Annotated in this window: 15 protein-coding genes and 1 pseudogene; 8 read left to right on the top strand and 8 right to left on the bottom strand. The window is 68.9% G+C overall.

All coding sequences use genetic code 11. The features are described 5' to 3' along the window. The 8 genes from A5622_RS10395 to A5622_RS10360 form a co-directional block, all read right to left on the bottom strand. Positions 1-633, bottom strand: a 633-nt coding sequence (locus A5622_RS10395; protein WP_156752913.1) for an NAD-dependent epimerase/dehydratase family protein, incomplete at its 3' end; no start/stop codon positions are given. A 24-nt stretch (positions 634-657) separates the two neighbouring features. After that, positions 658-1338 carry a phosphodiesterase gene (locus tag A5622_RS10390; protein WP_066878332.1) on the bottom strand — a complete coding sequence of 227 codons (681 nt, stop codon included), beginning with the start codon at positions 1336-1338 and terminating at the stop codon, positions 658-660. 42 nt (positions 1339-1380) lie between these two features. Continuing rightward, complete coding sequence (locus A5622_RS10385) at positions 1381-2448, bottom strand: sulfate/molybdate ABC transporter ATP-binding protein (RefSeq protein WP_066878330.1); 1068 nt, start codon at positions 2446-2448, stop codon at positions 1381-1383. A 17-nt stretch (positions 2449-2465) separates the two neighbouring features. Further along, entirely contained in the window at positions 2466-3284 is an 819-nt protein-coding gene (gene cysW, locus A5622_RS10380; RefSeq protein ID WP_066862169.1) for a sulfate ABC transporter permease subunit CysW, read from the bottom strand. Beyond that, positions 3281-4183 (bottom strand): sulfate ABC transporter permease subunit CysT, encoded by a 903-nt coding sequence (cysT, locus tag A5622_RS10375; protein WP_066878328.1) that lies wholly within the window; start codon positions 4181-4183, stop codon positions 3281-3283. The genes cysW and cysT overlap by 4 nt, the downstream gene beginning before the upstream one ends. Beyond that, on the bottom strand, positions 4180-5217 hold the full coding sequence (locus A5622_RS10370) for a sulfate ABC transporter substrate-binding protein (RefSeq protein ID WP_066878324.1): 1038 nt from the start codon (positions 5215-5217) through the stop codon (positions 4180-4182). Before A5622_RS10370 ends, cysT begins: the two co-directional genes overlap by 4 nt. Before the next feature lie 513 nt (positions 5218-5730). Beyond that, positions 5731-6444, bottom strand: coding sequence for a hypothetical protein (locus A5622_RS10365; protein WP_066878323.1), 714 nt, complete (start codon positions 6442-6444; stop codon positions 5731-5733). Between the two features lie 540 nt (positions 6445-6984). Continuing rightward, the gene (locus A5622_RS10360) at positions 6985-7497 is read right to left on the bottom strand and encodes a MarR family winged helix-turn-helix transcriptional regulator (protein WP_066878322.1); all 513 of its coding nucleotides are present in this window, start codon (positions 7495-7497) and stop codon (positions 6985-6987) included. Between the two features lie 284 nt (positions 7498-7781). Here A5622_RS10360 and A5622_RS10355 point away from each other — a divergent pair, with 284 nt between their 5' ends. The 8 genes and pseudogenes from A5622_RS10355 to A5622_RS30725 form a co-directional block, all read left to right on the top strand. Further along, positions 7782-8906, top strand: a complete 1125-nt coding sequence (locus A5622_RS10355) for a polyprenyl synthetase family protein (RefSeq protein WP_066878320.1) — start codon at positions 7782-7784, stop codon at positions 8904-8906. Between the two features lie 28 nt (positions 8907-8934). After that, positions 8935-10455 (top strand): phytoene desaturase family protein, encoded by a 1521-nt coding sequence (gene crtI, locus A5622_RS10350; protein WP_066862276.1) that lies wholly within the window; start codon positions 8935-8937, stop codon positions 10453-10455. Continuing rightward, a complete protein-coding gene (locus tag A5622_RS10345) occupies positions 10452-11405 on the top strand; it encodes a phytoene/squalene synthase family protein (RefSeq protein WP_066878319.1) in 954 nt (317 codons plus the stop codon). Before crtI ends, A5622_RS10345 begins: the two co-directional genes overlap by 4 nt. Next, positions 11402-11725 carry a lycopene cyclase domain-containing protein gene (locus tag A5622_RS10340; RefSeq protein WP_066878317.1) on the top strand — a complete coding sequence of 108 codons (324 nt, stop codon included), beginning with the start codon at positions 11402-11404 and terminating at the stop codon, positions 11723-11725. Before A5622_RS10345 ends, A5622_RS10340 begins: the two co-directional genes overlap by 4 nt. Further along, positions 11722-12033: a lycopene cyclase domain-containing protein gene (locus A5622_RS10335; protein WP_066862194.1), complete on the top strand. Its 312-nt coding sequence runs from the start codon at positions 11722-11724 to the stop codon at positions 12031-12033. The genes A5622_RS10340 and A5622_RS10335 overlap by 4 nt, the downstream gene beginning before the upstream one ends. Beyond that, positions 12020-12745, top strand: a complete 726-nt coding sequence (locus tag A5622_RS10330; protein ID WP_066878315.1) for a class I SAM-dependent methyltransferase — start codon at positions 12020-12022, stop codon at positions 12743-12745. Before A5622_RS10335 ends, A5622_RS10330 begins: the two co-directional genes overlap by 14 nt. Continuing rightward, positions 12742-13662 (top strand): annotated as a pseudogene (locus A5622_RS10325) (FAD-dependent oxidoreductase); the annotation flags it as partial. The gene A5622_RS10330 and the pseudogene A5622_RS10325, both read left to right, overlap by 4 nt. A gap of 129 nt (positions 13663-13791) precedes the next feature. Beyond that, positions 13792-13992, top strand: a 201-nt coding sequence (locus A5622_RS30725; protein WP_369829233.1) for a hypothetical protein, incomplete at its 3' end; no start/stop codon positions are given.

Genomic DNA, 13992 nt, shown 5'->3' with positions numbered 1-13992 from the left:
GTTGCGGTCGAGCGGCAGCACGCGTAGCCACCGCACCCACCGTGGATCGACGTAGGCCGGCAAGATGTAGCGCCGCAGTCCCATCGCGGCGTCGCGTTGGCCGATGAACCCGGGCCGCATCCGGGTGATGCCGACGCCGTCGGGATTGCGGCGCTCATAGTCGTCGAGCATGCGTTCCACCGCCGATTTCGCGCGGCTGTAGGCAGACGACCTGATGCCCGCGGTCGACCACGATTCGTCGACCTTTTCCCCGTACCGTCCCGGCGCGTAGGTGCCCACCGACGACATGTGCACCAACTGCGGCACTTTGGCGTCGTGGGCGGCGGTCAGCACGGCGGAGCTCCCGTTGATGGCGACCGCGTCCAGATAGCGCGTGTTGCGGGTGGGCTGAAAACCCCACGCCAGGTGGATCACGCACTGCGCGCCGCGAAAGACGTCGAGCAACTCAGATTGCACGCCGGGTTCGGCGAGGTCGAGCTCATGCCATCGGACGGATGCATACACCCCGTCGGGCGGCGGTCGTCGACGGGTGACGCCGACGATGTCATAGTCGGCGCCGTCTTCGGCGAGCCGGCGCAGCAAGGCGGTGCCGACGTTGCCACTGGCCCCGGTGATCACGATCCGCTCGGACACCGGCTACCTCCTTCCAACGGGCGGCTACCCTTCGGCGTCTCTGCCGTCACGGCTGTGCTGATAGGCGCGGGCGCGCAGATCGGCCAGCCACCTGGGGTGCAGGCTCAGGCCGGGTGCGGTGTTCAGGACGGGGTCGAACGACACGTCGTGGTCGCGCTCGGGACCGATCGCGGCGGTCAGGGTCATCCGAGCCAAGGGCGTGAAATCGCCTCTGCCGCAGGCCTGGTCGAGCGCCACCTCGATGTTGCTGCGCTCGAGCTTGGCCCGAACGCTGTCCAGCGAGAGCCCGCCGCCGATCTCGCTCGAGGTCCTGGCCCGCAGCCACCAGTTGTTGTCCTGATAGTGCAGCGGCATCAGCGTGGTCAGCGTTTGACCGTTCCACGACGTGGCCGGGCGCAGCGCCAGCGCGCGCGACAGTACGCCCGACCCCGAGGAGACCAGCAGGATGTCCCACGGCTTGTCCGACGGCTGCGCCGCGGGCACCCGGAAGGCCAGCCCGATGAAGTCGGGCAGCGCCCCTGGCGTCCCGGTCGCCTTCGACACGCGCGCAACGATCTCCGACGACGCGATCGGCAGGCCCTGGCCCGCCGGGGCGACGCGCTCGATGAAGCCCTGCGCCAGCACGCCGATAGGGTGGAAGAAGCGCTTACCCCGGATCGCGGAGCCCCACTGGAACGGCAACGCCGCGAGTTCGAAAACGTTCACCGGCGGCGGATTCCCATTCTGCGGCCGGGGAAACACGGGCGATCAGGTGGGCGTCAGCGCGGCCCCGTCCCGGTGGGCGGCGCCCGGCTGGCCTATCGGCGGTACCCGGGTGGCCCGCACGTAGACGGTGTCGCCCTCGCGCAGGGCCAGCGCCTCGGCATCCCCGCGGGTGATCTGCGCGGTGAACGGATCTCCGGTGACCGCGCTGGTCAACTCCACGCGAACCTCGAAGCCCAGCGCGACCACCCGGTCGACGGTGGCGGCCACCACCCCGACGGACGCGGCGGTGCCGTCGCCGCCGGCGACCGCCAATTCGGGGTTGCGGCCCACCCGAATATCGTGCGGGCGCACCAGGGCGCCGTTGAGGTCCGACACCGCGCCGAGGAACGACATCACGAAGGGATTCTCCGGCGAGTCGTACACCTCGGTCGGCGAGCCCACCTGTTCGATGCGCCCCTGGTTGAGGACGGCTATGCGGTCGGCGACGTCGAGCGCCTCGGTCTGGTCGTGGGTGACCAGCACCGTGGTCACGTGCACCTCGTCGTGCAGGCGCCGCAACCACGCCCGCAGATCCTCACGCACCTTGGCGTCCAGCGCGCCGAACGGCTCGTCGAGCAGCAGCACCTGCGGGTCGACCGCCAACGCCCGCGCCAGCGCCATGCGCTGGCGCTGACCGCCGGACAACTGGTTGGGATAGCGGGCCTGAAAGCCGCTGAGCCCCACCACTTCCAGCAGGTGATCGACCTTTTCGGTGATCTCGGCCTTGGGCCGCTTGCGGATCTTGAGCCCGTAGGCCACATTGTCGCGCACCGTCAGGTGCTTGAACGCCGCGTAGTGCTGAAACACGAACCCGATGCCGCGGCGCTGCGGCGGCACCCGGGTCACGTCGCGGCCGTCGATCGTGACGGTTCCGGCGTCCGGCTGGTCGAGCCCGGCGATGGTGCGCAGCAGGGTCGACTTGCCCGAGCCGCTCGGCCCGAGCAACGCCGTCAGCGACCCGGTCGGCACCACGAAGTTGACGTGGTCCAGCGCGACGAAATCGCCGTATCGCTTGTAGGCGTCGCGCACCGTGATCGCATACGCGCTCGGGTCGAGGGAGTTCTCGGACATGTCGGGTCCTTTCGGTCTCAGGCCAGGGCCTTGGCGCGTGCCCGGCGCACGAGCAGGATTGTCTTGGCGATCAGGAACGCAACGGCAACGCCCATCAGCAAGGTGGACAACGCGTAGGCGCCGTATTCCGCCCCCCGGTTGTAGCGATCGTTGACCAGCAAGGTGAGCGTTTGTGATTCACCGGCCAGGTTGGAGGACACCATGATGACCGCACCGAATTCGCCCAGGGTGCGGGCGGTGGTCAACACGATCCCGTAGGTCAGACCCCACCGGATCGACGGCAGCGTGATCCGCCAAAAGGTCTGCCACGCCGTCGAACCCAGCGTGGCCGCCGCCTGCTCCTGTTCGGTGCCCAGCTCGACCAGTACGGGTTGAACCTCGCGCACCACGAACGGCAGGGTGACGAAGATGCTCGCCAGCACGATGCCGGGGATGCCGAAGATGATCCTTAACCCGAGGTTGTTCTCGACGAAGCCCAGCGCGCCCGCCGATCCCCACAGCACGATCAGCGCGACGCCCACGATGATGGGCGAGACCGCGAATGGCAGGTCCACGATCGCCTGCAGGACACCCTTACCGCGGAATCGGTTGCGCGCCAGAAGCAATGACGTGAAAATGCCGAATATCACGTTGAGCGGCAATACGATGGCCACCACCAGCAGCGACAGATCCAGCGCCGATATCGCCGCCGGAGTGGTGATCCAATCGAAGAACTGACCCACGCCGGGCCGGAAAGTCCGCCACAGGATCACCGACACCGGCGCGATCAGCATCACCGTGATGTAGGCCGCCACCGCGTAGCGGATGAGGTAGCGCACCCACAGCGACGACGTCATGCGGCCTTCTCCTCACGTTTGGCCGCGCGCCCCCCGACGATCCGCAGGAGAACCAGCACGCTGAATGAAATAACCAGCAGCACAATGGAAATCGCCGCCGCGCCGGTGCGGTCATCGTTTTCGATCAGGGCGCGAATCCACTGTGACGACACCTCGGTGCTGCCCGGAACCGCGCCACCGATCGTCACCACCGAGCCGAATTCACCGATGCACCGCGAGAACGCTAGGCCCGCGCCGGTCAGCAGCGCCGGCGTCAGCGACGGCAGCACGATGGAGGTGAAGACCTTCAGGCCGCCGGCGCCCAGCGATGCCGCCGCCTCCTCGACGTCCCGGTCGATTTCGAGCAGCACCGGCTGCACCGCACGCACCACCAGCGGCAGGGTGACGAACGCCAGTGCCATCGCCACCCCCGGCGGCGTGTGCTGCAGGTGGATGCCGACCGGGCTGTTCTTGCCGTACAGGGCCAGCATCACCAGGCTGGTGACGATGGTCGGCAGCGCAAACGGCAGGTCGATCACCGCGTCGATCAGCCCCTTGCCGACGAAGTCGTCACGTACCAGCACCCATGCGGTCAGCAGGCCGAAGACGACGTTGAACACCGTCACCGCAACGGAAATGGTGAGCGTCACCCGGAACGACTCCACCGCGGCGTGGGAGGTGACCGCCAGCCAGAAGGCCTGCCACCCGCCCCCACCCGCCTGCCAGGCAATGGCGGCCAGCGGCAGCAACACGATCACCGAAAGCCACAGCATCGTCACGCCGACCCGCAGCGGCGTGCCGCCGGCCCGGCCGGTCACGGGTATCGGCGGCGGAGCCTGCCCCAGCGCGCTGCCCGGCTGGGCGAGTTCGGGCCGGATCGCCTCCGGATAGGCGGTTTCGGCGGAAAACGACCGAGTCATCCGGTGGCCTGCTTGTAGATCGTGGTGATGCTGCCGGTGTTCTTGTCGAACAACTGCGAGTCGGCCGCGGTCCAGCCACCGAGGTCATCGATCGTCCACAGCTTCACCGGGACGGGATAGTCGTTGCGAAACCTCGCCGCCACGGCCGGATCGACCGGCCGGAAACCGGCCTGCGCCCACAGCTTCTGCGCCGCGGCGGTGTATTGAAAGTTCTTGAACGCCGTGGCCGCGTCCAGATGCGGGCTGGTGCTCACCACCGCGAGGGGGTTCTCGATCTTGAAAGTCTGTGCGGGAATGACGTGTTCGACGGACTTGCCTTGCCGCTCGGCCGCGATGGCCTCGTTCTCGTAGCTGATCAGCACGTCACCGCTGCCCTCGATGAAGACGTCGGTGGCTATCCGTCCCGAGCCGGGCCGCAGTTTCACGTGCTCGTGTACCAGCCTGTCGATGAACTCCGTACCCGCCCGGCTGTCGGCACCGCCGCCGCTCTTCGCCGCGTACGGGGCGAGCAGATTCCATTTGGCCGAGCCCGAACTGAGCGGGTTGGGCGTGACGACCTCGACGCCCGGGCGCAGTAGGTCGTCCCAGTCCTTGATGTTCTTGGGATTGCCCTTGCGCACCACCAGGGTGACCAGCGACCCGAACGGAATCCCCTTGGTCGCGTCCTTGTCCCAGTCGGCAGAAACCTTGCCCGCGTTGACCAATCGGGTGATGTCCGGTTCGACGGAGAAGTTCACGATGTCGGCGGGCTTGCCCTCGACGACGCCGCGCGACTGGTCGGCCGAGGCGGCATAGGAGGTGATCACCTGGACACCCTTGCCCTCCGCCGAGGCGTTGAACGCCGGAATCACCTTGCTCCATCCCGGCTCCGGGACCGAATAGGCGACCAGCGTGATCTTGCTATTGGCTTTCGTCAGTCCGCCGCCCCCGACGGCGTCGCTGGCCCCACCACCACACGCGGCGACCACCCCGGCCAACAGGGCCAACGCGGCGCCCTGACGCCAGCCGGGTGAGCCGGCGGGGAGATCGAACATGGGTGGCCTTCCGGTGCGGGACTTCGCTTCGTCGGATCCCGTTGCTGCGGAGCGGCGCCAGGGCATCGAAAGGATGCACCACCCCCGTAGCAGCTACACGGGCTCAAGGGTCAGGGGCGACAACAGTGCACGGCCCGGGAGCAAACACCTGATGTCACGTGCATGGCGCGAAGCGTAACAGCGCGGGGGCGCCGCCGCGCGGCGGCCGCGCAAGTCGCCAGGGACGCCACCAGCGCTATGCGAGGGGCGGTTTCGGGCGGGCGAGGACCGCGGTAGCAGCGCGCGATCCCGGTGCCGGTCAGGTGCGCAGGCCCGCTGAGCCGTCCGGGGGGCCGCACCACTAGCAACGTAGCGCCGGCACCCGGGCGGATGGGGCGTGCTCGCGGGCGATTGCCAGGCGGCGGGCGTCCGGCCGTGCGGGCGCGACGGCGCTCAAGCCGGACGCCAGGCGGCAGGCATGCGCGTGGGCGCCGGCGTAAAAGTCATGGTGAGGCAAACCGCGGCGCGGCGCGGCTAGATCATTCGTAGAACGGGCAGTTGTTGCTGTTGTTGTTGCGGACTGTAGGTGTGGCTGTCGATGTAGACCTGCGCCATGACCGCCTGCCACGACTCGATCTGGGGCGAGGACTTCCAGGTGCCCTCGACCAGTCCCACGATCACGGCGTTGTTGTCGTTGGTCAGCGTGTAGACCGGACCGCCGAAGTCCCGGCTATCGAATCCCATGTCGGTGACGGCGAAACGGCCATTGCTCACCGAGCTGACCGAGCCGCATCGCTGGCCGGTCGCGCTGCGCAGCTGACACACGGGCATGCCCGGCTGCGCGCGCAGGCCGGGCGCGGACGCGAGGTGGCGCCCCGTCGGCAGCACATCGCTGGCCGTCACATTTGGGGCGATCGCGATGACTTCGTATTCCACGGGCAGCATCGAGGTGTCCGCGCCAGCGTCGGCCTCGATCTGGCGACGTCCGAGTATCACCGAACCGATCGGCTTGCGGTCACGGTCGGTCACCATCGACTTCCCGCCGTCGCACTGGCCACTGGTCACGGCGACCCGCAGCCGCGGCTCGACCAGACCCACCATGCAGACCGTGTCGCCCTGGCGGATCGCCATACCGGGGAACACCGTGGCGCCCGGGTCGGCGGCCACCTGACCCGGCGCGGCGCAGAGCATCGTCGTGAACGCGGAGGTGATCACTAGCCGGTACCACCGGCGGCCAAGCTTTTCCATTGGGGCGCATCACCCCTCACGTCCATCGGGGGGACTGTCGCATTAGCTACTTGACGCGCGTATACCCGCCGCCCATGCGGTCAAACCACCCGCGGAACGGGCCGGGAAGCGAACGGCTGCCGGCGCCGAAAAGGCCACGAAACGAATGCTTCACCCGGGCCTTTCGCGACATCGACCTCCGGGCGCTCGCCTCGGCGGTAGGCTGCCGAACAGGTTGAGTTCACAGCTGCGTCTCTAGCGCGAGCGCTGCGGCAAAGCGCTGTCACTCCCTTCTCACCACTCCGATAGGCGCTTTCATGGCTGCTATTCGCGCCGCAAATTCGGCGGACCCACATGACCCCGCACAGTGCCGGTACACGGCTCACTTCGACAGGGCACACCTGTTCGTCTACGCACGCAGCCTCGGCACGGTCGCTGCTGTTCCTCAACGACGAGCTCCGCAAGGCGCGCGTCTACTGCAGCGTGGTCGACGGGGCAGCGGTCCGGCCCCCGACCACACACAGCGCCGCGTCGTAACGCCGACCTAACCCGTTGCACTGGTCAGGGTTTCGGTCCGTCGCCCAGCTCGTCTGCGAAGCGCCGCAATGCGTCGATGAGCGCGCGAAGCACTCGGTGCGCGGCGCTCAGGTCCGCATCGGATAGCCCGCCGAGGGCGATCCGGGTATGGCCGCTCAGCGGGCTGAAAAACGACCGCGCGGTGGCCAGGCCGTATTCGTCGTTGCGCAACAACACCTTTCGGCGATCCGCCGGATGGTTGTCACGACGGATGTGACCCCCGTCGATCAGCCGGTCCACCAGGTAGGTGATCGCCGATCCCGACAACCCCATCCGGTGACTGAGGTCGCCGGAGGTCATCGGTCGCCCGCCGGTTTCCGCCGCCATGATGTGGAGCAGGGCGCGAAAGTCATTGGGCCGCATGCTAAGTATCGGCGCGAACAGCCGGCCGATCTGATCGGACTCGGTTGACAGCTCCCGCAGATCGGCCGAGATCAGCGACTCCAGCTCATCGCGGCCGCAGCGCTGGGCATCAGCGTCCATATCTGTATGCAGCATATCGCCGATCGGCCGTTATTTCAGTTCCTTAACGGTTAAGTGAGGATGCGTCGACGGGCCCGCCGCCGGCCGCCGCCCGCTCGCTCGCTTGGCGCAACCGGCTGAAGTTCATTAAATTAATGTTTAAGTTATTGAACAAGGTGGTATGTCGGTAGCGGGCGACGCGGGGCGCGTCTGGCGGTCAGCGCTGTGGTTTTGCCCGCCTCATCGGCGGGTATGACGCGTGTGTTTGGACCGCGCAGGCCTGGGCATGCCAAGCCGTCCGGGAGGGAGCGCTTGCGCACATGAGGGCTTTGTCGTTTTCGCCGGCCACGGCCTCGCCGCCGGTGACCATCGGTTGGTGCACCGCTGACGACTTCGAAGCGTGGCGATCGAACGTGCGCCGGATGGTGCTTGGCGACGTCGCGGACTTCGTCGCCGCGCGGCGCGTCGGCGAGCTCGACGATGCGCGCATCGACGCCGCCGGCGACATCCTGGTGGAGTTCGTCTCCGGCGGTAAATGCCTGCGTTCCACCTTTGTGTACCTGGGTTGGCTATGCGGCGCGGCGCCCGACGATTCAGCGCTGCGGGCCGCGGCCAGTTTCGAATTGCTGCATGCCTTTGCGCTGCTGCAAGACGACGTCATGGACGGTTCCGCGCAACGGCGCGGACGCCCCTCGGCGCACCGCCAATTCGGCCAGTGGCACCGCGAGCGCGGCCTGTCCGGCTCGTCGCGGCGATTCGGCGAATCGGCCGCCATCCTGCTCGGCGACCTGTGCCTCATCTGGGCCGAACAGATGCTGCGCGACAGCGGCGTCGAGCCGCTGCGCCTGCAACGCGTGTGGCCCCGCTATGACGCCATGCGCACCGAGCTCGCCGTCGGGCAGTTCGCCGACCTGATCAACGACGCGCGGCAGATACCCGGGCTGGAAGTCGTGCTCGACGTGGCACGGCGCAAGTCGGGGAACTACACCGTGCGCCGGCCGCTGGAAATCGGCGCGGCCATGGCCGGGTGCGACGATCGAACGCTGTCCCAACTGGGCCGCTACGGTGCCGCCGTCGGGGAGGCGTTCCAGCTCCGTGACGACGTCCTCGGCGTTTTCGGTTCGCCGGCCAGCACGGGCAAGCCCTGTGCGGGCGACCTGCTCGAGCGCAAGGCGACCAGCGTCGTGGTGGCCGCCCACCAGTTGGCCGATGCGCCGGTGCGGCGTGAACTTCACGAACTCGCGAATCGTGAAACCCTCGACGACACCGCGATCGACAGGTGGAAAGCGCTCATCGTCGAGACGGGGGCGGTGCGGCTGATCGAGGAGATGATCGGCGACCGCATCGCTTCCGCGTGCGAGCACCTCGGCGACCTGCCGATCGATGGGCCGGTTCGCACCGCGCTGGCCGAAATGGCAGCCGTCTGCACGGATCGCGCCGAATGACGAGCACCGACCGGGGAGCCTGTTGATCATGCGGACCATCGAAGGGCGCGGAGATCACGTGGTGGTGGTCGGCGCCGGACTGGCCGGCCTTGCCGCGGCGTTGCACCTGGCCGGCCGGGGCCGTGCGGTCACGGTGGTCGAGCGCGAGCCGTGGCCCGGCGGGCGGGCCGGTCGCCTCGACATCGACGGCTACCGCATCGACACCGGGCCGACGGTGCTCACCATGCCGGACATCATCGACGAGACGTTCGCGGCGGTCGGCGAACAACTACGCGACCGCATCCAGCTGCTGACGGTGGACCCGGCCTATCGCGCCGTGTTCGCCGACGGCAGCGCGCTGGACGTGCACAGCGACGCGGATCGGATGGCCGACGCCGTCGCCGAGTTCGCCGGCTTCGCGCAGGCGGCGGGCTATCGGCGGCTTCGGGAGTGGCTGACACGGTTGTACCGCACCGAATTCGACGGGTTCATCGCCGCGAACTTCGACTCACCACTGTCGCTGCTCACCCCGCAGTTGGCGCGGCTGACCGCGATCGGCGGCTTCCGCAAATGGGACCGGATGGTCAAGCGGCACATCAGCGACCCGCGGCTGCAGCGGATCTTCACCTTCCAGTCGCTGTACGCCGGCGTGGCGCCGCGCGACGCCCTGGCGGTCTACGCGGTGATCGCCTACATGGACACCATCTCGGGCGTGGTGTTTCCGCGCGGCGGGGTGCGGGCGCTGCCCGACGCGCTGGCCGCGGCCGCCGCGGACGCCGGCGTCGAATTTCGTTACCGCGCAACCGTTACCGCGCTCGAGCGGGCGGGCGGTCGGGTGACCGCCGTGGTGACCGAGCAGTCCGGACGCATCGCCTGCGATGCGGTGGTGTTGACCACCGAACTGCCGCAGACCTACGCGCTGCTGGGCCGCACACCGCGTCGCGCCGTGCGGCTGCGCGCCTCACCCTCGGCCGTTGTGGCGCATCTGGGTTGCCCCGCCGTCGCATCCACGACCGCCCACCACACCATCCTGTTCGGCGAGGCGTGGGATCAGACCTTCACCGACATCGTCCGCGACGGCCGGCTCATGCGGGACCCGTCGCTTCTGGTCACCCGGCCGACGGCCGGCGACCCCACCCTGGCGCCCGAGGGGCGTGATCTGCTCTACGTGCTCGCCCCCGCCCCGAACCTGGATCGCGGGACCATCGATTGGGCCACTGCCGGCGACCGCTACGTCGAGGACATGATCGCGCGCGTCGGCGACCGGCTGCTGCCCGGGTTACCATGCGACGCAACAGTTTTGAGCGTCGTCACGCCCGCCGACTGGGCCCGCCAGGGCATGGCGGCCGGCAGTCCGTTCGCGCTGGCCCACACGTTCGGCCAGACCGGACCGTTTCGCCCGGGCAACCTGGTGCGCGGCATCGACAACGCGGTGCTCGCCGGGTCCTCCACGGTGCCCGGCGTCGGCGTTCCGACCACGCTGATTTCCGGGCGGCTCGCCGCCGACCGCATCACCGGGGTCGCCGCGCGGTCGGCCGCGCACGTCGACATGAAAGCCGGTTCGGCATGATGCGCGGCGAGCTGACGGCGGCCGGGATCGACGACCCGTGGTTGCGCGACGGGTATCGCCGGTGCCGGGAACTCAACGCCGCGCATGGCCGCACCTTCTTTCTCGCGACCCGGTTGCTCGCGCCCGACCAGCGGCCACCCGTTCATGCGCTGTACGGTTTCGCCCGGTACGCCGACGACATCCTCGACGATCTCGACCCGGCGGTCGGCGCCGACGTCCGCGGTCGCCGGCTGGCGCAGCTGTCGCAGCGATTCTTCTCCGGCGATGCGCACCGCGACGATCCGCTGGTCGCCGCCGTGACCGACACCGTGCGGCGCTATCGGATCAGCGCGGAGCTGTTCGAGGACTTCTTGGCGTCGATGCGGATGGACCTCACGGTCACCGACTATCCGGACCGCAAGGCCCTCAACCGCTACATGCGCGGCTCGGCGGAAGCCATTGGACTGCAAGTGCTTCCGATACTGGGCACGGTGACGCCCGTGCAGGAGGCGGCGCCGTACGCCGCGGCGCTGGGCCGCGCGTTCCAGCTCACCAATTTCCTGCGTGACGTCGACGAGGACCTGCAGCGCGGCCGGGTCTACCTGCCGGCCGACGAACTCGCCGCCGACGGCGTCGACCGGGAGTTGTTGACGTGGTGTCACACCCACCGCCGCACCGATCCGCGGGTGCGCCGTGCTCTGGTCGCCCAGCACGAAATCGCCAGGCAGACTTATCGATTCGCCGCCGACGGGATCGCCACGCTCGCCCGCCGCTCGCGACCGTGCGTGGCGACCGCGGCGGCGCTGTACTCGGAGATCCTGGACTGCATCGAAAGAAGCGACTTCGCGGTGTTCGATCACCGGGCCACCGTCGGCACGACGCGACGGCTTCGGGTCGCCGGTGCGGGACTGATACGGTCGTGGCGGGCGCGCAACGGCGCGCGGGGCGTTCGTCAATCGGGGGCCGCATGAGCGATCGGTGGCAATACCTGGCGGTGCTGGCCGCATGCCTGGTGATCACCGCGCCGCTGGAGATCTTCGGCCCCGGCGTCTACCGCCAGTGGCGACGGGCCCTCAAGGCGATCGTGCCGGTGGCCGCGGTGTTCTTGATCTGGGATGAGATCGCCGTCGCCGCGCACGTGTGGACTTACGACCGCGCCTATCTGTGTGGCCTGGGCATCCCGTTCCGGGTGCCGATCGAAGAGGTGCTGTTCTTCCTCGTCATTCCGGTCTGCGCGTTGCTGACCTACAACGCCGTGACCACCATCCTGGACAAGGTGCACCGCCGATGACGGGCCTGGGCTACACGCTGCCGGCCGCGCTGGCGGTATTGCTGGTCTGCGCACTGGAATTGGCGGTGCTGCGCACCGGGCTCTTCCGGCGTGCGGCGTACTGGCTGTCGATGCTGATCGTGCTGGGATTCCAGATCCCGGTGGACGGCTGGCTGACGAAACTCAGCTCCCCCGTCGTCAGCTACGACGATCGGCAGCTGAGCGGCCTGCGCTTCCCATTCGACATCCCGGTCGAAGACTTTCTGTTCGGCTTCGCGTTGGTCACCGCGGTGCTGCTGCTGTGGGAGCGGCAACGTGCGCGTCGGTGATGCTGGTCCCGCGCCCGCCGACCTGGCGGCCGCGTTCGACGCGGGCGCGCCGGCTTACGACCGGCTGGTCGGGGCCAGCCCCGGTTACCACGCGCAGCTGACCTTGTCGGCGCGCCGAATGCGAATCCCGAACCGCGGCAACGGGTTACGGTTGCTCGATGCCGGCTGCGGCACGGGCGCCTCGACGGCCGCGCTGCTCGCCGTCGCACCGGAGGCCGACATTGTCGCCGTCGACGCCTCGCGCGGAATGCTCGACGCGGCGCGCGCCAAACAGTGGCCCGCCTCGGTGCGCTTCGTGCACACGCCGGTCGAAGAGCTGGCCGAGCACGGGATCACCGGACCGTTCGACGGCATCCTGGCCGCCTATCTGATCCGCAACGTCGCCGACCGGGACGCACAGCTGCGCAGGTTCCGCGAGCTGTTGCGTCCGGGCGGCACCCTGGCGGTGCACGAATACTCGGTGCGCGACTCCTCCGCCGCGACCCGCATCTGGCACGCCGTGTGCTGGGCCATCATCATTCCCGCCGGGTGGTGGCGCACCCGGGACGCCGGGCTGTATCGCTACCTGTGGCGCAGCGTATTGGATTTCGACGGCGCCGCGCGGTTCGAGACCCGCCTCGCCGACGCCGGCTTCACCGCCGTGCACAGCGAGACGATGCCCGGTTGGGAGACCAACATCGTGCACACCTTCCTGGCGGACGCGCCGCGATGACCGCTGACCGGCGGCGCCGAACCTTCGCCGCACCAACGGGATTGCCGGACGCCGGTGCGCTGCCCGAGCGCCCCCGGGTGGCCGTCGTCGGCGGCGGGATCGCCGGCCTGAGCGCCGCCACCGGGCTGGCCGAGCGCGGCGTCGTCGTCGAGGTCATCGAAAGCGAGCGCTACCTGGGCGGCCGGGTGGGGGGCTGGACCGAGCGCGACGGCGGCGCCGAGCTCGCGATGAACCGCGGCTTCCACGCGTTCTTCCGGCAGTACTACAACCTGCGCGCCCTGCTGAGCCGGATCGACCCGCAACTGCGGATGCTCACTCCCGTCGCGGATTACCCGCTGATCGACGGCGCCGGACGGCGCGACACCTTCCGCGGGCTGCCGCGCACCCCGCCGTGGAACGCCGTGGTCTTCGCCGCGCGCAGCCCGACGTTCCGGCTGCGAGACTTCACCCGCATCGACGCCCGCGCGGCCGCACCGCTGGCCGCCGTATCGGTGCCCGGCACCTACCAGCGCCTGGACCACACCGACGCCGCGACGTTTCTCTCCGACATCCGATTCCCCGAGGCCGCAAGGCATCTGGCGTTCGAGGTGTTCTCCCGCAGCTTCTTCGCCGATCCCTCCCAGCTCTCCGCGGCCGAGCTGGCGACCATGTTTCACATCTACTTCCTCGGATCGTCCGAGGGCCTGATCTTCGACGTGCCGTCGGCGAACTACGACAGCGCCCTGTGGGAGCCGTTGCGCGGCTACCTCGAGGGTCGCGGCGCGCGGTTCCGGCTCGCCACCAAGGTGCTGCGCATCGAGACCGCACCGGCGAAGTCTTTTCGGGTGCACACTGATTCCGATGACCACTGCGAGGTCGACGCCGTCGTATTGGCCACCGACGTCGCGGGTTTACAGCGGATCGTCGCGGCGTCCCGCGACGGCGCGGAATCCAGGGCGTACGAGTGCAACTCGACCACCGAACCATGATGCGCGCCGGCCCAGTCGCGGGCTTCGCTTTCGTAGCGCTCCAGCACGCTGATGTTGTCGAGCGGTTCATGGCCGGCGGTGCCCAAAAACGCCGGCCGGTGCGCCGCGACCGGTCGGTCGAGCCACAGCCGATGCACGGCGAACGGCGGCGCGCTGCGCAGCCGCGAGATCTGGGTGCGCCAGGCCTCGGTGCCCAGATCCGGGGACGCCGCGACGATCCGCTGTAAACCCGCGACGTCGGTGGCCAATACGACGGCGTCGACCTCGCAGTGGTCATCG

Origin of the sequence: Mycobacterium sp. 1245801.1 (assembly GCF_001673055.1) — a bacterium.
Taxonomy (GTDB): Bacteria; Actinomycetota; Actinomycetes; order Mycobacteriales; family Mycobacteriaceae; genus Mycobacterium; species Mycobacterium europaeum_A.
This window is presented reverse-complemented; position numbering and strand designations above follow the sequence as displayed.